A 21141-nucleotide genomic window follows, 5' to 3' on the forward strand; every position below is an offset into this window, starting at 1 on the left:
GTCCTCCGAGGACCGGGCGGGCCGTTGCGCAGCGGGCGGGCCGTGGCGCGGGCAGGCGGCGGCGTCAGCCGACGTGGACCCGCGGACGCTTCGTCCGGTCCGGCTCCGCCTCGCGCAGCACCTCGCGGGTGACCGGCGCGACCTCGCCCTGACCGAACAGGATGAAGCGCAGGAACTGGGCGAAGGGGTGCCCCTCGGTCCACTCGAAGTACAGGTGCGGCCGCTGCCCGGTGCGGTCCCGGACGGTGAGCGCCAGGGCGGCGATCGCGTTCGGGATGCTGGAGCTCTCCAGGGTGAGCACCCGGTACCGGTTGTGCAGCACCTCGCCGCGGACGGTCAGCTCGGACTCGAAGTCCGAGGCGTCCCGGACGGTCACCTCGACGAAGACCAGGTCGTCCTCGCCGGGGATGTCGTTGTCGGCGCGGATCTGCCGGATCTTGTCGCGGTACTCGGCGACGTCCCGGTTGGTCGGCTCGTTGGCGATCAGGCGCAGCGGGCGGTGGGCGTAGTCGCGGATGAACCGCTCGGCCGTCTCGTCCAGCAGCACGTCGGTGACGCGCAGCTCGAAGGCGCGCTTGAGCCGGGAGAGCAGCGACACCAGGATGATGCCGGCGATGAAGCAGGCACCGATCTTGACGCCGTCCGGGCGCTCCATGGTGTTCACCACGGTGGTGTACAGGAAGACCGCGGCGATGACCCCGAAGGCGGCGGTCCAGCCGCGCTGGCGCTTCTTGTACGCGGCGATGGTGACGGCGATGGCCGCCGAGCTGATCAGGACCAGCACACCGGTGGCGTAGGCGCCGCCCTGGGCGTCGACGTTGGCGTCGAACAGCCAGGTGATCAGGAAGCCGACCACGGTCAGCACGATCACCATCGGGCGCACGGCGCGGGCCCAGTGCGGGGCCATGCCGTAGCGCGGGAGGTAGCGGGGCAGCAGGTTGAGCATGCCCGCCATGGCGGAGGCGCCGGCGAACCAGAGGATGGCGATGGTCGACAGGTCGTAGACGCTGCCGAAGGCGCCGCCCAGGTACTCGTGCGCCAGGAAGGCCAGGGCGCGGCCGTTGGCCTGGCCGCCGCTCTCGAACTCCTTGGCCGGGATGAGCAGGGTGCAGATGAAGCTGGTCGCGATCAGGAAGGTGCTCATGATCACGGCGGCGGTGGTGAGCAGCTTGCGGGTGCCGCGGATCCGGCCGACCGGGTTCGCCTCGGTGTCGTCCGCGTCGCCCTTGATGTGCGGCATCACGGCGACACCGGTCTCGAAGCCGGACATGCCGAGCGCGAGCTTCGGGAAGACGACGAGCGCGACGCCGATCATCACGAACACGTTGCCGTGCTGGGTGGTGAGCGCGTTGGACCAGTCGGTGACGACGTGCGGCGCCTGGACGATCTTCCAGATGCCGACCACCACGACCACCACGTTGAGCGCCAGGTAGACCCCGACCAGCCCCACGGCCAGGCCGATCGCCTCGCCGAAACCCTTGAGGAAGACGGCACCGAGCAGGGCGACCAGGATCAGCGTGATGACCATCTGCTTGCCGCCGAGGGCGCCGGTCAGGTGCGGGTTCTCGACCAGGTGGGCGCTGGCGTCGGCGGCGGAGAGAGTGATCGTGATGATGAAGTCCGTCGCCGCGAAGCCGAGCAGCGCGAGGACGAACAGCTTGCCCTTCCAGAACGACAGCAGCCGCTCCAGCATCGCGATCGAGCCCTCACCGCGCGGGCTCTCCTGGGCGACCCGCCGGTAGACCGGCAGCGCGCCCAGCAGGGTGACCAGCACCAGCACGATCGTGGCGATCGGCGACAGCAGTCCGGCCGCGAGCGCGGCGATGCCCGGCTGGTAGCCGAGCGTCGAGAAGTAGTCCAGACCGGTCAGGCACATCACGCGCCACCACGGCTGGCCCGTGTGCGCAGCGTGACCGGCCTCGGCGGCGGAGTCCCCCGACTCCGCGCCGTCCTGCTGCGCCTTCGCGGCGGCGTCCCTGGCGGCCTTCTCCGGGGACATGTCCTCCAGGAGCCAGCTGCGCAGCCGTATTCGCGCCGACGACGGAGCCTCCGTCGTCGCCTCCGTCGAACCCGACGAAACCACCTTGCACCTCTTGTTTAAAGACCCCGTAAAGCGCCGTCGGGCGACGGCAGTGCGCCAGGCTATGCGACAGCCGTTAAGGAGACGTCATCGGCCCGCGTTAAGAAAACGTCATGGCTGCGCAGGTCGGAACGGGTGGCGCGGCGGGTCGGGGCCGGCGCCGGGGCGGGGCGGTGGAGCACCCCGCCCCGGCGTCTCACGGACCGGACGGGGTTACGCCCGGTAACCGAGGACCGTCATCATGCCGGTCTCCGCGTGGTACACGTTGTGGCAGTGCACCATCCACAGACCCGGGTTGTCGGCGTCGAAGTCCACCGCCAGGGTCGTGCCCGGCAGCACGATCGCGGTGTCCTTGCGGGGGCCGCCGGCGCCCAGCGCGAAGCTGTGTCCGTGCAGGTGGACGGGGTGCCACATGGCGGTGCTGTTGCGGAACTCCAGCCGCACCCGCTCCCCGGCCGCGACCGGGTGGCGCTGCGCCGGGTCGTACCTGCGGCCGTTGAACGCCCAGTCGGCCCTGGCCATGCCGCCGGTGAGCTCCAGCGCCACCGTGCGGTCCGGCGCCCGGTCCGGCAGCCGGACGCCCGGATCGGCCTTCAACTGCCCGGCGGTCAGCAGCCGGCCGTCGAGTTCGGCGGGGCGGGTCGAGGCGTCCGGCGCGGCGCCGCCGCCGGTGCGCAGCACGGCCAGCGCGGCGGCGTTCTTGCCCTCGGCCAGGGCGGTCAGCGGGAAGGCGCCGTCCTTCGCGGTGACCAGCACGTCGTAGCGCTCGCCCATGCCGAGCAACAGGGCCTGGGTGGTGGCCGGTTCGACCGGGAAGCCGTCGGTGTGGGTGACGGTCAGCTCGTGGCCGCCGAGGGCGACCCGGTAGGCGGTGTCGCCGCCCGCGTTGATCAGCCGGATCCGGATCCGGTCGCCGGGCTTGGCGGTGAAGGTCTCGGGGGCGGTCGCCAGGCGGCCGTTGACCAGGTGGAAGGGGTAGGAGACGTCGCCCGCGTCGCCGCCGAGCAGCGGACTGGTGGCGCCCATCAGCATCCGGGACGGGCCGGTGGCTCCGGTGGGGGTGCCCGACATGCCCGGCATACTGTGCCCCGAGTGGTCCATGCCACCCGTACCGGCGGTGCCACCCGTACCGCCCATGGCTCCCATGTCGCCCATGCCCTTGGCGAGTTCGGCGAGGACGGCGTCCGGGGTGCTGCCGTCGACCCCGTCCACCCAGTCGTCCAGGACGACCACCCACTCCTTGTCGTAGCGCAGCGGCTCCTTCGGGTCCTCGACGATCAGCGGGGCGTACAGGCCGCGGTCCTGCTGGACGCCGGAGTGCGGGTGGAACCAGTAGGTGCCGGGGTGGGAGAGGGCGAAACGGTAGTCGAAGGAGGCCCCCGCCCGGACCGGGTCCTGGGTCAGGCCCGGCACGCCGTCCATGTCGTTGCGCAGCGCGAGGCCGTGCCAGTGCAGCGAGGTGGGCTGCGGCAGGTGGTTGGCGAGGGTGAGGGCGAGGGTGTCGCCGACGGTGGCGCGCACCTCCTGGCCGGGCAGGCGGTCGCCGTAGGCCCAGCTGCGGACGGTGCGTCCGCCCAGGTCGAGGGTGGTCTCGGTGGCGGTGAGCGCGACCTTGCGCTCGGGCCCGGGCTTGCGCCGCGCCTCGGCGGCGGCGACCTCGGGGCCGTTCGGGGCGACGAAGCCGGCGGGGGCGCCGGGGGTGACGGGAGCGGCGCTGCCGGTCGTCGGGGAACGGTCCATGGCCGAGTGGTCCATGGACGCGTGGTCCATGCCCTTCATCGGATCGGAGCCGGGCGAACCGGAGGAGCAGGCGGTGAGCAGGCCGGTCCCGGCGGCGGCGAGCGCGGCGCCGAGGACGGTACGACGGGTGGGTGTGCGCATGGCGGAGTGCACCTCGTACAGGGGTGGTGTGGACGTACAGGACGGCGCGTCGGCCGTTCCGTGCGCGGGCGCGCAGGCGCGATGGCGCGTGCGCGTGCGCGGGCACGGGACGGCGGGCGCACGCCTACTGACGCAGCACCGACAGTCTGCTGAGGAGGAGCCGCCCACCCCCGGGCGGCGGTAGTGCGCGGACGGCCCGCAGCAACCGGGCCCGCACCTCGGCGGCGGCGTCACCGCTGCGGCGCAGCAGCGGGCCGACGAGCAGCAGCACCACGCCCCAGCCGGCCAGCACGGCGAGACAGACCGTCATCGGGTCCATGCCGTCGGCGGTCGCGGGATCGACGGTCGGCCCGTGGTGGTCCGGCAGCTGCTGGACCACCGCCACCCGGGGCCCGTGCCCCTCCGGCCCGCCGTGCCCATCGTGCCCACCACTCGGGTGCCCGAGCGTGTGCATCGTCACGATGCCGAGCAGCAGCGCGGCGAGCAGCAGCAGGCGCAGCACCCCGGGCACCGGGGCACCGTACGGCCGCTGCTGCGCCATGCCCCGCCTCCCGTCCGCCCCACCGAGTCCGCTTACCCCCTCAGGGTATCCCGAGCTGCGACCGGGCTACGACCGGGCCGTGCGCCGGGGGCCGCCACCGGGTCGTTCGAGCCCATACCACATCCCCCCGGGTTCCGGCGGACTTTCCGTGTACAAGATCCGTTAACATGCCCGGCAGTTACGCACGATCCCGGGCCGGGAGGACGCCGCGGTCCGGAACTGACGGGGGAACGAAGAGATGGCAGTACCTGACGCGGGACTGGAGTTCAAGGTCAAGCCGGGCGAGCTGGACGGCTGCGGGCAGAGCGCGCAGCACATCGGCGGCCTGATACCGGGTGAGACCGCCAAGATCACCGATCCGTGCAGCACGGCCGCCGGAGGCCTCAAGGGCTTCCTCACCGCCGGCGCGATCACCAGTTGCAGCACCAGTTGGAAGACCCTGCTCGACAAGCTCGGCGGCGACATGGGCGACGTCGGCACCAAGCTCGGCACCTCGGCGACCTACTACCGCCAGGCCGAGCAGAACGCCCACAACAGCATGCGCAACCCGAACGCGCCCGCCTCGAACGGCACCGAGCCGGACCCCTTCGACACCGCCGTCGTCCCCGGCCCGGTCAAGCCGCGCAGCGCGAAGGCGGCCGAGTAGCCATGGACATCAAGACCCTGCACGACGCCGACGTCATCGGCATCACCAGCGCGAAGAACGCCTTCGACACCCTGGCCACCGCCTTCGGCCAGCACATCGAGAACTGGCAGCACGAGGTCGTCGACCGGCTGAACCACTCCGAGTGGACCGGGACGGCCGCCGGGCACGCCAACACCCGGATCCAGGACCTGGGCACCGAACTCCAGGCCGCCAAGCAGGAACTCGGCCTGGTCAGCCGGGCCTTGCAGGACGCCTACGACGGCTTCGCGGCCGCCCAGGCCCACCTGATCAACGCCCTGGACGACGCCAAGACCCACAAGCTGACCGTCGCCGCGGACGGCGGGATCACCTGGGAGAAGGACCCCAACTCCCCCAACTTCGCGGGCACGGACGCCGAGTCGCAGGCCAAGCAGATCCAGGCCCGGATCACCGCCGCCCTCAACGAGGCCGACCACGCCGACCAGACCATCAACACCCGGCTCGGCCACCTCGCCACCAACGCGAGCAACGGCACCGGCCTGGACTCCGCCACCGCGAAGGCCGACCAGGCCGCCGCGGACGCCCTCGGCCAGATCCCCCCGGCCGGCACCGACCCGAACAGCGTCAAGGCCTGGTGGAACGGGCTGACCGACGAGCAGCAGCACCGGATGGTCCTCAACCACCCGGACCAGATCGGCAACCTCGACGGCATCCCCGCCACCGGCCGGGACGAGGCCAACCGGATCAACCTGGCGCGCGGCAAGCAGGACGTCCAGCACCAGCTCGACGCGCTGGGCGCCGCGCCGCCGGCGACCGTGGGCAACGGCAGGTTCATCCGCCCGAACCCCGCCTACACGGACTGGCAGCACAAGCACGACGAGCTGGCCGACAAGATGAACGGCATCAACGCCATCGAGAGCCGGCTGAACACGCCCGTCGACGCCCAGCACCCGCCGACCTTCCTGATGGGCTTCGACACCAACGGCAAGGGCCACGCCATCGTCGCGGTCAACAACCCCGACACGGCCGACAACGTGTCGACGTACGTCCCCGGCACCGGCGCCCGGCTCGGCAGCATCAACAGCGACATCAACCGCTCGGACGCGATGGTCGCCTCCGCCAACGCCGCGGGCACCGGCAAGACCACCTCGTCGATCACCTGGGTCGGCTACGACGCACCCCAGAACATCATCCCCGAGGCCGCGGACGACACCTACGCGAAGAACGCGGAGGACAAGCTGGTCGGCTTCGAGAACGGACTGCACGCCACCCACAACGGGGCCATCGGGAACAACACCATCCTGGCCCACAGCTACGGCACCACGGTCGTCGGCTACACCATGCGCGACCACGGCCTCCCGGTCGACAACGCCGTCCTGATCGCCAGCCCCGGCGCCGGCGTCGAGAACGCCAAGGACCTGCGGATCGACCCCTCCCACGTGTACGCCGCGCAGAGCCCGGCCGACGCGATCGGCTGGGCCGCCGCCACCGACCCCGGCGGGATGGGCGACAACCTCTGGGACAACATCAAGACCGACTTCGGCTTCGGCGACGGCGACCACCACCTGATGTACGGCCGGCAGACCACCGCCCCGGAGTTCGGTGCGAACGTCATGCCCGTCGACCCCGACGCCGGTCACTCCGACTACTGGAACAACGGCTCACCCACCCTGGCCGCCATGGGCCAGGTCATCGCCGGAAAGCCCAACTCATGACCGCCACCGCACCCGTCCCGCTGATCGGGCGGGTCACCGCCGCGGCCCTCCTGGCGGTCACCGCCACCGCTCTGAGCGCCTGCGGGGCCGACACCCTCCAGGAGCGCGCGCAGCCCACCATCACCCTGGACCAGGCGAAGACGCAGATCGACGGCTACCTCGCCGCCGTCCAGGCCCGACTGCCGGTCCAGCCGGTGTCCTCGCCGCCCGCGTTCAGCGATCTGGAGTGCGACGCCAACGACATCGGCCCGCACGGCCGGAAGCAGACCAGCCGGGTCCGCGATCTCGGTGACGTGCCGTCGGACGCCAAGTCCCGGACGGTGGCCGCCTTCCGCGACTACCTGACCGGACAGGGCTTCCAGGCCGTGCCGGAGCCGACGGGCTCCCACGTCGACCGGATCCGGCTGAGGAACCCGCAGAACCAGTTCCTCGCGATCCTGAACGGAACCTCCGAATCCGGCCACGACCTCACCCTCCAGGTCGGCTCGCCCTGCGTCTGGCCCGACGGCACTCCGGCCAAGTAGCCCAACTCCCCTTCGGGGCCGCACCTTTACCGAGGTGCGGCCCCTTCGCACACGCCCTGGTCGAACCCCTTTTCCGTTCTCGACGATCCGCTAGCATGCGTCGTCAGTTGTCGCTCGGACCGGCCCGGCAACCCGTCCGGCCACCGGTCCGGAACTGACGGGGGAACGAGGAAATGGCAGAACCCGATGCGGGTTTGGCGTTCAAGGTCAAACCGTCCGAGCTGGACGGCTGCGGACAGAGCGCGCAACACATCGGCGGTCTCATACCCGGCGAGACCGCGAAGATCACCGATCCGTGCAGCCAGGCCGCCGGCACCCTGCAAGGCTGGCTCACCGCCGCCGCGTTGACCACCTGCGGCAGCAGCTGGAAGACCCTGCTGGACAGGCTCGGCGGCGACATGGGCGACTTCGGCACCAAGCTCGGCACCTCGGCGGCCTACTACCGGCAGGTCGAGCAGGACATCCACACCAACATGATCCACCCGGACACCCCGGTCCCGACCACCAAGGAGCCCGACCCGTTCGGGACCGTCGTCATCCCCGGCCCGGTGGGACCGCGCAGTGCGAAGGCGGTGGAGTAGCCGATGGACATCAAGACGCTGAACGGCGCCGACTTCGGCAACCTCGCCACCGCCAAGGGCGCCTTCGACACCCTCTCCACCGCCTTCGGACAGCACGTGGAGAACTGGCAGCACGAGGTCGTCGACCGGCTGACCCGCTCCGAGTGGACCGGGACGGCCGGCGGCCACGCCCAGACCCGGATGCAGACGCTGCACGACGAACTCCAGGCCGCCCAACAGGAGATCGGGCTCATCAGCCGGGCCCTCCAGGACGCCTCCGAGGCCTTCGTCGCCGCCCAGACCCACCTGTCCAACGCCCTCAACGACGCCAAGGCCCACAAGCTGACCGTCGCCCCCGACGGCGGGATCACCTGGGACAAGGACCCCAACTCCCCCAACTTCCCCGGCGCCGACGCCGACACCCTGGCCAAGGACATCCAGAGCCGGATCACCGCCGCCCTCACCGAGGCCGACCACGCGGACCGGACGATCAGCAGCCGACTCGCCCACCTCACCACCAACGCGACCAACGCCACCGGGCTCGACTCCACCGTCGCGAAGAACGACACGGCCGCCGCGAACGCGCTCCAACAGGTCCCCGCCGCGGGCACCGACCCCAACAGCGTCAAGGCCTGGTGGGACAGCCTGACCGACGAGCAGCAGCGGATGATGGCCCTCACCCACCCGGAGCAGATCGGCAACCTCGACGGCATCCCCGCCACCGGCCGCGACCAGGCCAACCGGATCACCCTCGCCAAGACGCACGCCGACCTCCAGCAGCGGCTCGACGCCCTCGGCCCGGAGCCCAACTCGGTGGTGGGCACGTCGGTCGGCGCCGTCGAGCCCCTGGACCACAAGCTCTGGAAGCAGGAGCACGACGGGCTCGTCGACCAGCTGAACGGCATCAAGGCGATCGAGGACCGGATGAAGGTCCCCGTCGACGCCAACCATCCGCAGACCTTCCTGCTCGGCTACGACAACGCCGGTCGCGGCCACGCCATCGTCGCGAGCGGCAACCCGGACACCGCCGACAACGTCTCGACGTACGTCCCCGGCACCGGAGCGCGGCTCGGCCACATCGGCAGCGACATCGAGCGCTCGGACGCCATGGTCGCTGCGGCCAACGCCGCCGGCACCGGGAAGACCACCTCCTCGATCACCTGGATCGGCTACGACGCCCCGCAGTCCCTCACCGATGCCACGGACGACCAGTACGCGAAGGACGCGGAGAAGAAGCTGGTCGGCTTCGAGAACGGACTGCACGCCACCCACAACGGGACCATCGGCAACAACACGATCCTCGGGCACAGCTACGGCACCACGACCATCGGCTACACCATGAAGGACCACGGGCTCCCGGTCGACAACGTCGTCCTGATCGCCAGCCCCGGCGCCGGCGTCGACTCCGCCAAGGACCTCCGCATCGACCCGTCCCACGTGTACGCGGCGCAGAGCCCGTCCGACATGATCGGCATGGCCGCCGCCATCGACCCCGGCGGAATGGCACAGAACCTCTGGGACAACACGGTGAGCAACCTGCCCTTCGTCGACGACGACGACCACCACCTGATCCACGGCCGCCAGACCACCGTGTCCGACTTCGGCGCGAACGTCATGCCGGTCGACCCCAAGGCCGGGCACTCCGACTACTGGAACAACGGCTCGCCGACCCTGCGAGCCATGGGGTACGTCATCGCGGGCAAGTAGCGGCCGCCTCTTCGGCGGTCCGGGGCCGCAGCCACTCGCCGGCTGCGGCCCCTATTCCTGCCCCCTACTCCTGCCCCGCTACTCCTGCCGCACGGCCGCCGCCAGGTGCGCACGGAACCAACGGTGCGCAGGATCGGCCGAGTTGCGCGGGTGCCAGGCCATCCCCAGTTCCAGCGGCGGGAGTTCGAGCGGGATCGGGAAGGTGCGCAGGCCCAGCGCCTCGAAGGCCTCCGGCAGCCAGTCCGCGGCCCCGAGCGTCACCAGGTCGGAGTCCCGGGCCAGCAGCATCGCGGCGGTGTGGCTGGGCACCACCACCGCCACCCGGCGGCGCAGGCCGCGCTCGGCCAGCGCCGCGTCGATCGGCCCGAGCCGCTTGCCGCGCCGCGAGACGCCGATGTGGTCGGCGGCGGCGAACCGCCGGGCGGTGATCCGCCCCTCGAACAGCGGGTGCCCCGCCCGCGCCACGCCGGCCACCGGCGCCGTCACCAGCGGCCGGGTGCGGATCTCCGGGTCCAACTGCCCCAGCACGCCGACCTCGACGTCCACCCGCCCCTGGCGCAGGCCCGGTCCGCCCTCCAGCGACTCCGGCAGGAACAGCACGTCCACGCCCGGGGCCTCGGCCCGGATCCGCCCGGTCAGCCGGCCGGCCGCCCGGACCAGCACCGCGTCCGTGCTCTGCACCGTGAAGGTCCGCTCCAGGTGCACCGGGTCGAAACCCGCCCCGGGCCGCAGCACGTTGTCGCAGCCCCGCAGCAACTCCGCCACCTCCTCCCGCAGTTCGAGCGCCCGCGGGGTCGGCACCAGCCCCTGCCCGGCCCGCACCAGCAGCGGGTCGCCGACCGCGCGGCGCAGCCGGGCCAGCATCCGGCTCGCAGCCGCCGGCGAGGTGCCGAGCTGCTCGGCGGCCCGGGTCACGCTGTTCTCCTGGAGCAGGGCATCCAGCGCCCGCAGCAGGTTGAGGTCCATCAGTGGGCTCCTGAGCTGCAGTTTTGCGTACGGGGCAATGATCCCGTGCCGATCCTTGCATGGTTCGACCGGCCTGGGGCGAGCACAGTGGGAACCGTTCACGAAGCACCCACCGGCCACCCACCAGGAGTTCCCGTGCCGAACACCCCCCTCGACACCCGCGCCCACCTCGACACCAGCACCGACCTCGCCGCCCGCGCCCACCTCGCCGGCGACGTCCTCGCCGTCGTCAGCCAGAGCGGCCCGACCGTCTCCTTCTTCGACGCCGCCACCGACGCCCTGCTCGACACCGTCGAGGTCCCGGCCCAGCCGCACGAGCTGTGCTTCGACCCGACGCAGCGTCTGCTCTGGTGCACCAGCGCGTACCGCTCCGGCTACTACAACGCCCACGACGGCCACAGCACCGAGCTGACCGTCATCGACGCCGACACCCGCACCGTCGTCGAGGTGATCGACCTCGCCCCCGAGCACGGCCCGCACGGCCTGGCCCTGGACCCGGTCCGCGGCCGGCTCTACGTCAGCGTCGAGGCCTCGGCGGACCGACCCGGCGGCGTGGTGGTCGTCGACACCGCGACCCGCCGCCCGCTCGGCCGGATCGACACCGACGCCCCGGGCCCGCACTGGTTCGCCATCTCCCCGGACGGGCGCACCGGTTACGCCACCAACAAGGAAGCCCCGTACGTCTCCGTGGTCGACCTCGACCGCGGCACGCTGACCGCCAAGATCACCGTCCCCGGCAGCGAGGGCCTGGCCGTCTCCGCCGACGGCGCCCGGGTGTACGTCGGCGGGCCCTACCTCGGCTTCGCCGGGAAGCCCGACGCCGCGCCCGGCATCCGCGTCCTGGACACCCGTACGGCCTCCGTGGTCGACGTGCTGCCCACCGGCTCCGCCGTCCTGCCGGTCCACCTGACCAGCAGCGGCCGCCTCCTGGCCGGCGAGATCCACGCCACCACCAGCCCCGACTCGCCGCTCGGCCGGCAGGACCCCGGCTGCCTCACCGTCTTCTCCGCGGCCACCCACCGCAGGCTCGGCTCCGTCGAGGTCGGCCGCTTCCCGCTGACCATCACCTCCTCCCCCGACGGCCGGTTCGGCTACGTCGCCTCCGTCGTCTCCTCGACCGTGGACGTCGTCGACCTCGACACCCTGACCCCGGTCACCCGCCTCACCGTCCCCAAGCTCGCCGAGCCCGGCGCCCACGGCCTGGCCTACCTGCCCCGCCCGGCCTGACCCCTCCCGGCTCCGGGCGCCGACCGCGCCCGGAGCCTTGCCGCCGCCCGGAGCCTTGCCGCCGCCCGGTGCCGGGCGCATCCTGGGGCCCACCCGTCGTACCGGGAAGGAGAGGGGACACGATGCGACGCCGCCTCGGGACGCTCTGGTCGACGCTGGCACTGGTGACGGCGCTCGGCCCGGCCACCGCCTGCGATCCGGCCCTCGACCCCGGCACCTACCGCCACCCGGTGCCGCTCCCCGAGGCCGCCCCGCCCTCCGCCCAGTGGATCGCGGACCTCGTCGGCGGACTCAACCTGCCACCGCAGTGCCCGAAGCCGACCCTGGCGACCATGGTGGTCCTCGACACCGACGGGCGGACCCGGGCCGTGGCCCTCTGGCTGCCGGACAACCTCGACGTCTGCTACGCCGTCGTCAACCACGCGGGCGTCACGCCCACCACCGTCTGGTTCGCCGCCATCGGGGACCTCGTCCCCCGCACCCCGATGCCCGCCGACACCACGGCGGGCGTGGACTCCTACGCCTTCACGGCCTACCGCGGCCAGGTGGACGACATCACGGTCTCCGGCGACCCGGACCACCTCGTCAGCCCCGTCCGGCGCCGCACCCTCGACCTCGGCGCCGGCGACCTCGTCACCTTCGCCGCCTACCACTACCGGATCCCCCCGACCGGCCGCCCGCTCACCCTCACCCTCTGCACCCCCACCGGCGCCTGCCGCGACGCCCACTGACGCACCGTCACCTCCGTGCCGGACCGGGACGGTTCCGTGACCCCGCGGCGCCTTGCCGGCCGCCCCGCCCTGGCCGACCCTGGATCCATCGGAGCGCTACGGGGGGTACGCGATGAAACGCCTTGCGGGACTGGTGAGTTCGGTGGCCGTCCTGGCCGCTGTGACGGCCTGCGGAGTCTTCGCCGACGACGGGCCGCCGCGCCACACGGTGGTGCTGCCCGAACCGGCGCCGCCGTCCGCCCAGTGGATCGTCGACGCCGTCGACCGGCCGGGGCTCCTGGTGAAGCAGTGCCCGAAGCCGACCCTCGCCACCCTCGCGGTACTCGACGACGACGGGCACTCCCGAGCGGTCGCGTTCTGGTTGAAGGACAACCTCGACGTCTGCTGGGTACACCTCGGCGACCCGTGGGACGGAACCGAGTTCATCCCGATCGACGATCAGACCAGGGACACGGAGCTGGTGGCGAACGGGGTGCTGGGGCCGGAGCAGTACCTGTTCATCGCCTTCTCCGGCCGCCAGGACGACGTCAAGGTGACCGGCGACACCGACCACGTCGCCGCCCCACCCCGCTTCCGCGCGGTCGACCTCGGCGGCGGCAGGTTCGTCACCTTCGCCGAATTCCGCCTCCTGTCGCCCACCCACGGCGAGGACCTCACGGTGTACCTCTGCCCCACCTCCGGCGACTGCCACTACACGAGCCCCTCCGCCACCGAGTTCCCCACCCTCCCGACCCCCGAGTCATCCCCCAAGAGCACCCCCTAAGGGAGTGAACGCGCACGCCAGAGGGCATGGCAGGTCGTGGCAGTCAGTCCGTCGAGCGTGAGAAGGTAACGCGCATGAAGCCCATCAATTTCGTCCTCAACGTCATCTGGCTGCTCTTCTGCGGCATCTGGATGGCCATCGGGTACGTCGTCGCCGGAATTATCTGCTGCGTGCTCGTGATTACCATCCCGTTCGGCATTGCTTCATTTCGGATCGCCGGCTTCATACTGTGGCCCTTCGGACGGACGACCGTCGAGCGGCCGGACGCCGGGGCGGCGTCCTGCGTCGGCAACGTGATCTGGTTCGTCTTCGCCGGGTGGTGGCTGGCGATCGCGCACCTGGTGACCAGCATCCCGCTGTTCCTGTCGATCATCGGGATCCCCTTCGGCTGGGCCAACCTCAAGATGATCCCGATCTCGCTGATGCCGCTCGGCCGCGAGATCGTCTCCACCGACGAGGCCTGGGGCACCCGCTACTGAGCGCCACCGGCGACGCTGATGGCCGACGAGGGAGGCTCCTCGTCGGCCATCAGCGTTTGCGCCGTTCAGGCCCGCGTCAGCGTCAGGCGGAAGCCAAGGCGGAGCGGGTGTGCGGTGTCAGTGTCCGGCGTGTCCCCGGGGCCTGGTTCCCTCAGTCCTTGCCCGGTGTCCAAGTGCGGCCCTGGCGTGTGCTGCTGACGGTGCCCCAGACCCAGAGCACGGTGGCGAGGGCGACGGTGGCCAGAGCGCAGAAGGCCAGGGTGGTGGTGGACAGCTCGGTTCCCCCGACGGGGCGGGAGATGGCGAGCCAGGCGCCGACGGCGTCTCCGGCGAGTCCGGCAAGGGCCATGGGGAGCAGGACGTTCCACGCCGCGGCGACGGCGTAGACGCCGGGTGTCCCGGTGAGGACGGTGGTCGGCGCCAGGACGGTGCCGAAGCGCAGGAACTCCGTCAGGCCGCTGATGCCGACGGCGGCGGCCAGGACGGTGATGGCGACGGCCCCCAGGAGCGGGATCCACCGGGCCTGGTCGGCGATGGTGTTGGTCCCGATGAGCCACTCGCCGCCGACGGTGGAGACCTCCGCGCCTTGAGGGAGGGTATGGAAGGCGGCGTTCTTGATCCGGGCGGTGGGAAGGTCCCGGCCGTCGGTCGAGATGAGGACGGTCGTGCTGCCGGCATTGGTGATGCCCGGCTCCCCGGCCTGGGCGCGCGGTGTCCGGCCGGAGTAGCTGTAGAAGGACATGAGCATGCGGGCCCGCCGGTCGCCGGCCGTCGGGGGAACGGCGACGGGCTCGGCGGTACACGGCAGTTCGAGGGACGTCAGGGCGTCACAGCTCCCACGGATGAGCAGTCCGCCGGGGGTGTCGCCGCCCGGGTCGGTGAGGGTCACCGGTGATGCGTTGGCGGGCAGTCGCGTGCGGAAGGCCGAGATCCGGTCCGGGGTGGGGGTGTTGACGGGGCGGAACTGGAGCATGGTGTCACCGAACCGCTGGTGGATGGCCTTGGCCTGCACCGCGGGCGCGGAGCCGGCGGTGTACCACATCTGGATCTGGATGATCAGGCCGACCGCGACGACGACGCCGGCGACGACCCGGGTGGCGGCCGACGGGTGCACCGCCATGTGGCGGCCGCCGATCAGCGTGCCGGGGCTGCCGAGCCGGCGTCCGCAGCGAGTCAGGCAGCGGCCCGCGGCCGCCGCGGCGAGGCCGATGACGGCGGGCAGGGTGGCCAGGGTGCCGATCACGCCGGCGTAGTGGACCAACCCGGCCAGTGCCGTCTGCGGGTCGACGTAGTCCGGGCCTCGGACGGCGACCAGCAGCATCACCGGGCACAGCGCCGCACACCGGGTGGTGGACCGCCGCGGGCCGGTCGCGGTGGGGCGCACCCGCCGGGACCGCTTCGCCGCCCGTGAAGGCCTCGCGGACACGGAACCGGTGACCGTCACCGCACCCGCCACCGCCACGGTGGAGAGGAGCCAGGCCGACAGCAGCAGCCAGGCGTGATCGCGCAGGTCCGCGGCGGCCAACTGGTAGGAGACCACCGGGATGTGCCAGTCCCGCACCAGGGCGCCCGCTGACGCGGCCGCGGTGACGGCGGCGCCCGCGGCCAGGGGCACGACCGCTTCGCCCAGGGCGATCCAGGCGGTGTCGCGACGGGAGCCGCCGAGCGCGGACACCACGGCGGTGCGCCGGTCCCGGGCGACGGCACCGGACCGCACCGCGACGACCGTCAGCACCAGGGCCGGCAGGACGAGGAGCCCGGCGACACCCAGCTGGAACAGCCACTGCTTGCCGATGAAGATCGGGTCCCCGAAGAAGTCGTTCCAGTCCGACTGCCCGTAGCCGGTGATGCCGTCCATCCGTCGCGCGTCCGGGGCCAGAACGGCCGTGGGCCGGATGTAGGCCAGCCGTTCCCCTGGTGCGGCCAGGCCCTCGGCACCGATCGTGCCCACCACCGTGCCGTACCGGTCGGCGATCGACTCCGACGCCCCGTCCGCGCGCAGCGCCGGGGACAACACCGCCTCTCCGGGGGCGGGCCAGCGGGCCAGCCCGGGGGGCAGCGGGGCGTCGGGGGTCAGCGGCTCCAGGTAGACGATCGAGAACTGCCGGCCGCCCACCGAGTCGAACGCCGCGCCCCAGCGCGCGGTGGCGGGTCGGCCGGAGTCGTTGACCGCCAGGACCGGGGCCCTGGCGGTCTGGCGCGCCTCGCGGCCCTCGTAGGTGGCGTAGCCGGCGGCCGCGGTCAGCAGCGCGGCCGCGAGCGCGGCCGTGGCACCCAGCAGCGCGACGAACCTGACCTTCCCGGCCTCCGCGCGCCTGCCGGCGGCCAGGCCGGTGCGCAGCAGCTGTCCCCGCAGTCCCCACCCGCGTGTCCTCACCGTGCACCGCCGACGGCCGGGCACGGGACCAGCGCGCCGTCACGGACCCGCAGGACCCGGTCGGCCCGCTCGGCGATCCGCATGTCGTGGGTGACGACCAGGAGCCCGCAGCCACGGGCACGCGGCTGGGCGAACAACAGGTCGGCCACCTTGTCCCGGGTCGTCTCGTCCAGTGCCCCGGTGGGCTCGTCGGCGAGCAGCAGCCCCGGCGCGTTGACCAGAGCCCGCGCGACCGCGGTCCGCTGCCGTTCCCCTCCCGAGAGCCGGTCGGCGCCGTCGACCGACGGCACGCCGAGCTCGGTCAGCAACTCGTCGGCGGTCCGGTACGCCTGGTGCCGCGGCACGCCGGAGAGCAGCGCGGCCAGCGCCACGTTGTCGGCGGGGGAGAGCTCGGGCAGCAGTTCGCCGAACTGGAACACCATCCCGATGGTGCGGCGCCGGTGCCTTGCCAGCGCCCGGCCCTTCAACCGGGTCATCTCGGCCCCGGCGACGGACACCGTTCCGGTATCAGGCCTGACCAGTCCCAGGACACAGGACAGCAACGTGCTCTTGCCCGACCCGCTCGGCCCTGTCACCACCACCGACTCGCCGGAATCCACCTGGAGGTCCAGGCCGTCCAAGAGCTGCCGCCCCCCGACCGAATACGACAATCCCCGCACATCCAGCACCAGCCCGGTCGCCGAGCCGCTTTCCGAATCCACCGGCACACCCTCCTCGAAATTTCCCACAGGACACATGCCAATGGCAGTGGGACGGCTTGCCCGCCGTCCCACTGCCATTGATCGATGCCGGACTCAGTCGTCGGTCAGCTGCCAGCTGCCGTCACACCGGTCGTCATCCCACTGGATGTCCACGCACGCCTTGATCTGCGTGACGTAGTGCTCGGCGTCACTGCCACTGGTGAGGGTGGTGCCCGAGCCGCCGTGGTTGTTCATCCGCTTCTCGCCGCCGTTGTTGTGCCGGTAGTACCGCACGTAGACGCTGTGCTTGTCCGCCTCGGTGTCCTTCACCGAGACCGTGGCGTTGTTGCCCTTGCTCCAGGCGGAAGCCCCCCGGATGTTGGATTCGTGATCCTGCGCGAACGCCGGCGAGGCGCCCAGGACCGCGCCGACGGCGAGTATCCCGACAGTCAACTTCCCGGCTGCGAAACGCACCGACATGAAATTCCTCCCTCAAGGCGCCGCCGCATTCGGAGATCGTGACGAAGGCGCCGTATGAAAACCTCGGACTCTGGTGGAAAGAAAACTAGCCGACGCATCGTCAACAAAAGTGATCCTCGATTTCACTTCCGGCAGATCCGGCAGGGCCGGCCCGTCGTCGAGGATCCGGCAGGAGAGCAGCCGTTCGCCCCCGGAATTGGTCACCGCGCGGTGGTGGTGGGACGGCTTCGAGGGGGCCGGCCACGGGGAAGTAGGCCTGGAGGAAGGCCGTGACGATCCGGTCCTGCTCGGCGCGGTCGAGGTGGTCGAGCACACCGTCGTTGAGGCAGAAGGTGTCCACGGCGCGGTCGTGCAGGAGGGCGGGGAGCCGGTCGAGTTCGGCTTGCCGGCCGATCTCCGCGTAGTGGTGCCTCAAGTGGCCCCAGGCGGCGCGGCCGGTGAGGTAGCCGCGGGCGGTGGCCAGGGTGATCGGGGCGATGTCGGTGGACGAGCGGAAGACCGATCGGGCCGTGTCGGCGAGTTCGGTGGCGAAGTCCTCGGCGCTTTCGGCGAGCAGCGTGCGGGTCAGCGGGTGGGGCGTGTGGCTGAGCGTGTTGGTGGTCTCGCGGCCGAACTCGCGGCGCAGCAGGGCGCGGGTGTTCTTCTGGGCGGCGACGTACTCGTCGTCGGACGCGGTGACCGCCTGCGGTGGGATCACCCGGGAGTCGAGGTTGACGAGCGGGACGCCGTTGCCCTGGAAGAAGTGCTCGGGGCGGAGCGGTCGCCCGAGGAAGATGTCGTCGTTGAAGTAGAGGAAGTGCTCGGCAAGGTCCGGAACGCGGTGGAGCTGGGCTTCGATGGCGTGGGAGTTGAAGACCGGCGGCGTCGCGGGGTCGACGAAGAAGTCGCGGTGCGAGACCAGGGCCAGATCCGGATGTTCGGTCACCAGCCAGTCGGGCAGCTGCCCATCGGTGACCAGGTGGACGCGGCGGATCCAGGGGGCGTACATGGCGATCGACCGAAGGCAGTACCGCAGTTCGTCCCGGTTGCGGAAACGCTCGTCACCGGTCCCGGAGGCCGATGGGTCGGGAAGGTTCATCGCGGCGACCGCAGCGCTTCGGCGGGCCTGCCAGGCGGGGTCGGTGTCGTCGACCCAGGTGATGACCGCATCGATGGGGAAGGTGACGTCGGTCAGGCGTGCCCGGGCGAAGGCAGCCGGCACGGGGAAGTCCCGGTCGGCGATCCGTACGGTGGCATCGGCCGTGAGCGAGGGCAGCCACCATCCGAACGGCGGCTCGTGGATCGCGGCGATGGCGCCCTCGGAGGGTGCGGCGGAGTCCCAGAAGTCCAGCTCGCAACCGTACTCGGGGCCGTAGAAGAGGCTTCGGCCAGACGTCACCACCGGACGGTAGAGCCGTACCCCTTTGACTCGTACGGGGGCCGGTGCCGGATCGGCGGTCCCGGCGGTGTCGGCGGTCCCGGCGGTGTCGGCGGTCCCGGCGGTGTCGTCCGAGGGTTCGACCGGCTCCTCCAAGGCCGCCACAGCGCGGGGAAGCTCCTCCGCGAGCACGGTCAGATACGTGTGGTCGTGGCCCAGCAGGTCGGCGTAGACGGGCTGGCCCTCGAAGGTTCCGGCGCATGCCGCCAGCACCTCGGCTCGCCGCCCCGGTGGGATGACGACCCACTGCCGGGAGCCCCGGCGGGGGACCGGCGCGAAGCCGATCCCCCGCGTGAGCAGAAGGTCGGTGACCTCCGTGAAACTGCGCAGGAAGGCGTCGGCGGCGAGCAGGTCCTCCCGGACCTCGGTGACCAGGCCACGTTCCCGCACCAACTCCGGCTGGGAGGCGAGCAGTTCTTCCTCGCGTCGGTAGCGGAGCTCGTCGGCGCTCGGAGGAGCCGGCGCCGGCACCGCGCGCCGCTGCGCCCTGCGGCCCGCGGTGCACAGGGCGCGCCGGACGGTGCGGAGGGCGTGCCGGACGGTGCGGCGACGGAGCATCATGCCTGCGCGGCCGCGCGAGCCGGAGCCGGAAGCGGGCCCGGCCCGGCCGGGTCCGAGGGGGGCGGGACCGGCGCTTCCGGTTGACGGGTCGGGCGACTCCGGCGGGCGGGCCGCGCCGGCAGGTGTTGTCCCGCCGACCGAGAACGGCTCCACGATCTGGGTCTCCTTCTTTCTTCCAGGGTCGGTGTGTGGCAGGCGTGCCGTTCGCGGTGTGGCCCGCGTTTCCGCGAGAGGGCGTGGTCGTCGGTCGGGACCAGGCCGCCCGGGGGGCGGCTCAGTGGAACAGGAGGCGCCAGGTGTGCTCCCCCGGGTAGCCGTCGGCGTCGGCTCCGTGCCAGCCCTGGGCCGTCTGGAACGCCTGGACCGCCCGGCGGTCCGCCTCGCCCCAGGCGGGGCCCGGGCCCTGGGTGTAGAAGCGGCCGTACCCCTTGGCGACCAGCTGCTTCCCGAGCAGCGTCACGTGGTCGTTCCGCTGGCCGGGCCGGAAGGACCCGGCCCCGGGGAAGGGCGGCGGCGCGTCCACCGGTTCGTTCCGGCCGGGCGCGGGACCGGGAGCGGGACCGGGAGCGGGAGCGGGAGCGGGAGCGGGGCGCGGGCCGGGGCCGATGCTGTTGCCGCTGCCCTCGACGAGCAGGCGCCAGGTCCGGGCTCCGGGGATCCCGTCCGCGTCCGCCCCCGTCCACCCCTGGGCCTGCTGGAACGCCCGTGTGGCCTCGCTGTCGGCCCGGCCCCAGCGCGGGCCGGGCCCCTGCCGGTAGAAGTGGCCGGCGCCGCGCGCGATCAGCATGGTGCCGAGCCTGGTCACGTCGGCGTTGTCGGCCCCGGGGCCGAAGCGGGCGGCGCCCGGGAAGGCGCCGCGGGAGCCCTCGTCCGGTGCGTCCGCCTCCCGGACCCCGTTGTACCGGTACGGCACGTAGGAGGAGCCGTGCGAGGTGTACGCGTAGGGGATGGTCCGCTTCACCGCGCCGCGCCCGCCGGCCTGCTCCAGCACCACGTAGCGGGTGTGCTGCGCGTCGGCCCACCCACCGAACAGCACCACGTGTGAACCGCGCTGGGGGTCCGCGGTGTTGTGGAACAGCAGCATGTCGCCGGGGCGCAGCTCCGCCTTGGTGATGCGGGTCGCGTACTGGTCCAGGTCGCCGGTCCAGTGGCTGCCGGGCAGGGACCAGGCCATCGAGACGAAGCCGGAGCAGTCGGTCCGGTACCCCTGGTGGTGGCGGTTCATGCTGTACGGCACCCTGGCGTCGATCCAGACCTGCGCCCGGGCCAGGATCTGGGCGCGGGTGAGCCGCGGCAAGGAGGTCGCGGCGCCGCCGGCGGGGCCGCTGGGCATGCCCTGCGGGGAGAGTGTGCGGTCGTCGTCGCCGGTCCGCTTGCCGGAGGTCGACGTCTCCCCGGCGGCGCCGGCCGCGACGGCCTCGGCGCCGCCCGCCCCCGCGAAGGCGGCCGCGGTCACGGCACCCACCGCGACCAGCCTGGCCGTCCGCCTGCGGGTCGAACGGGCCTCGGCCCTCCGGGCCTGCGCGGCGGCTTCGGCGCAACCGGGGCAGGAGCAGTCGGCGGGTGCGGGTGCCTCGTCGAACTCGGGCAACGACATCGCGGGGGTCCTTGTCTCAAGGGTGGCGACGTCCGCGGGCCCGTGGAGCCGGGCCCCCGGACGGGACACGGGGCCGGGAACCGGATGGGGAAGCGGGCGAGGGACCACACCGGAAACGGGCGGGGTCCGGGACCGCTCGGTGAAAGCTAGATCACCCGGCGGCGGCCGGCGACTTCCTCCTGAAGCAGCCCACAGCAAAGCGGAGTTCGTCCGGATTCCGGATCCTCCCT

General features: G+C 72.2%; 18 protein-coding genes. 9 read left to right on the forward strand and 9 right to left on the reverse strand.

Annotated elements, in window-relative coordinates; all coding sequences use genetic code 11:
- Positions 1-64 precede the first annotated feature (64 nt).
- The 3 genes from ACFV8H_RS37205 to ACFV8H_RS37215 form a co-directional block, all read right to left on the reverse strand.
- Positions 65-1999 (reverse strand): amino acid transporter, encoded by a 1935-nt coding sequence (locus ACFV8H_RS37205; protein WP_380408627.1) that lies wholly within the window; start codon positions 1997-1999, stop codon positions 65-67.
- Positions 2000-2293: 294 nt separating this feature from the next.
- Positions 2294-3961, reverse strand: coding sequence for a multicopper oxidase family protein (locus ACFV8H_RS37210; RefSeq protein WP_380408629.1), 1668 nt, complete (start codon positions 3959-3961; stop codon positions 2294-2296).
- A 124-nt stretch (positions 3962-4085) separates the two neighbouring features.
- Positions 4086-4502, reverse strand: a complete 417-nt coding sequence (locus tag ACFV8H_RS37215) for a DUF6153 family protein (protein ID WP_380408631.1) — start codon at positions 4500-4502, stop codon at positions 4086-4088.
- Between the two features lie 238 nt (positions 4503-4740).
- Between ACFV8H_RS37215 and ACFV8H_RS37220 the strand changes: the two genes are divergently transcribed.
- The 5 genes from ACFV8H_RS37220 to ACFV8H_RS37240 all read left to right on the forward strand — a co-directional run bounded on the left by ACFV8H_RS37220 (position 4741) and on the right by ACFV8H_RS37240 (position 9633).
- Positions 4741-5148, forward strand: a complete 408-nt coding sequence (locus tag ACFV8H_RS37220; RefSeq protein ID WP_380408633.1) for a hypothetical protein — start codon at positions 4741-4743, stop codon at positions 5146-5148.
- A 2-nt stretch (positions 5149-5150) separates the two neighbouring features.
- Positions 5151-6842, forward strand: a complete 1692-nt coding sequence (locus ACFV8H_RS37225; RefSeq protein WP_380408635.1) for an alpha/beta hydrolase — start codon at positions 5151-5153, stop codon at positions 6840-6842.
- A complete protein-coding gene (locus ACFV8H_RS37230; RefSeq protein WP_380408637.1) occupies positions 6839-7366 on the forward strand; it encodes a hypothetical protein in 528 nt (175 codons plus the stop codon). Before ACFV8H_RS37225 ends, ACFV8H_RS37230 begins: the two co-directional genes overlap by 4 nt.
- A 173-nt stretch (positions 7367-7539) precedes the next feature.
- The gene (locus tag ACFV8H_RS37235) at positions 7540-7947 is read left to right on the forward strand and encodes a hypothetical protein (protein WP_380408639.1); all 408 of its coding nucleotides are present in this window, start codon (positions 7540-7542) and stop codon (positions 7945-7947) included.
- A 3-nt stretch (positions 7948-7950) separates the two neighbouring features.
- Positions 7951-9633, forward strand: a complete 1683-nt coding sequence (locus ACFV8H_RS37240) for an alpha/beta hydrolase (RefSeq protein WP_380408641.1) — start codon at positions 7951-7953, stop codon at positions 9631-9633.
- 78 nt (positions 9634-9711) lie between these two features.
- On the opposite strand, the gene ACFV8H_RS37245 is transcribed toward ACFV8H_RS37240, so the two are convergent.
- On the reverse strand, positions 9712-10599 hold the full coding sequence (locus ACFV8H_RS37245; RefSeq protein WP_380408643.1) for a LysR family transcriptional regulator: 888 nt from the start codon (positions 10597-10599) through the stop codon (positions 9712-9714).
- 135 nt (positions 10600-10734) lie between these two features.
- Here ACFV8H_RS37245 and ACFV8H_RS37250 point away from each other — a divergent pair, with 135 nt between their 5' ends.
- From ACFV8H_RS37250 to ACFV8H_RS37265, 4 genes are all read left to right on the forward strand, one after another.
- Positions 10735-11826: a YncE family protein gene (locus tag ACFV8H_RS37250; RefSeq protein ID WP_380408645.1), complete on the forward strand. Its 1092-nt coding sequence runs from the start codon at positions 10735-10737 to the stop codon at positions 11824-11826.
- 122 nt (positions 11827-11948) lie between these two features.
- The gene (locus ACFV8H_RS37255; RefSeq protein ID WP_380408647.1) at positions 11949-12557 is read left to right on the forward strand and encodes a hypothetical protein; all 609 of its coding nucleotides are present in this window, start codon (positions 11949-11951) and stop codon (positions 12555-12557) included.
- 112 nt (positions 12558-12669) lie between these two features.
- On the forward strand, positions 12670-13320 hold the full coding sequence (locus ACFV8H_RS37260) for a hypothetical protein (RefSeq protein WP_380408649.1): 651 nt from the start codon (positions 12670-12672) through the stop codon (positions 13318-13320).
- A 74-nt stretch (positions 13321-13394) separates the two neighbouring features.
- Positions 13395-13799, forward strand: coding sequence for a YccF domain-containing protein (locus tag ACFV8H_RS37265; RefSeq protein WP_380408651.1), 405 nt, complete (start codon positions 13395-13397; stop codon positions 13797-13799).
- 151 nt (positions 13800-13950) lie between these two features.
- Here the strand turns inward: ACFV8H_RS37265 and ACFV8H_RS37270 are convergent, their stop codons facing one another.
- From ACFV8H_RS37270 to ACFV8H_RS37290, 5 genes are all read right to left on the reverse strand, one after another.
- Complete coding sequence (locus ACFV8H_RS37270; protein ID WP_380408653.1) at positions 13951-16176, reverse strand: ABC transporter permease; 2226 nt, start codon at positions 16174-16176, stop codon at positions 13951-13953.
- Complete coding sequence (locus ACFV8H_RS37275; protein ID WP_380408674.1) at positions 16173-16913, reverse strand: ABC transporter ATP-binding protein; 741 nt, start codon at positions 16911-16913, stop codon at positions 16173-16175. Before ACFV8H_RS37275 ends, ACFV8H_RS37270 begins: the two co-directional genes overlap by 4 nt.
- Before the next feature lie 57 nt (positions 16914-16970).
- Positions 16971-17336 carry a hypothetical protein gene (locus tag ACFV8H_RS37280; protein WP_380408655.1) on the reverse strand — a complete coding sequence of 122 codons (366 nt, stop codon included), beginning with the start codon at positions 17334-17336 and terminating at the stop codon, positions 16971-16973.
- Between the two features lie 100 nt (positions 17337-17436).
- Positions 17437-19314, reverse strand: a complete 1878-nt coding sequence (locus ACFV8H_RS37285; protein WP_380408657.1) for a stealth family protein — start codon at positions 19312-19314, stop codon at positions 17437-17439.
- 274 nt (positions 19315-19588) lie between these two features.
- Positions 19589-20911, reverse strand: coding sequence for a peptidoglycan-binding protein (locus ACFV8H_RS37290; protein WP_380408659.1), 1323 nt, complete (start codon positions 20909-20911; stop codon positions 19589-19591).
- Positions 20912-21141: the final 230 nt, after the last annotated feature.

It is taken from the genome of Kitasatospora sp. NPDC059827, from assembly GCF_042731675.1.
In the GTDB taxonomy this organism is placed as follows: domain Bacteria; phylum Actinomycetota; class Actinomycetes; order Streptomycetales; family Streptomycetaceae; genus Kitasatospora.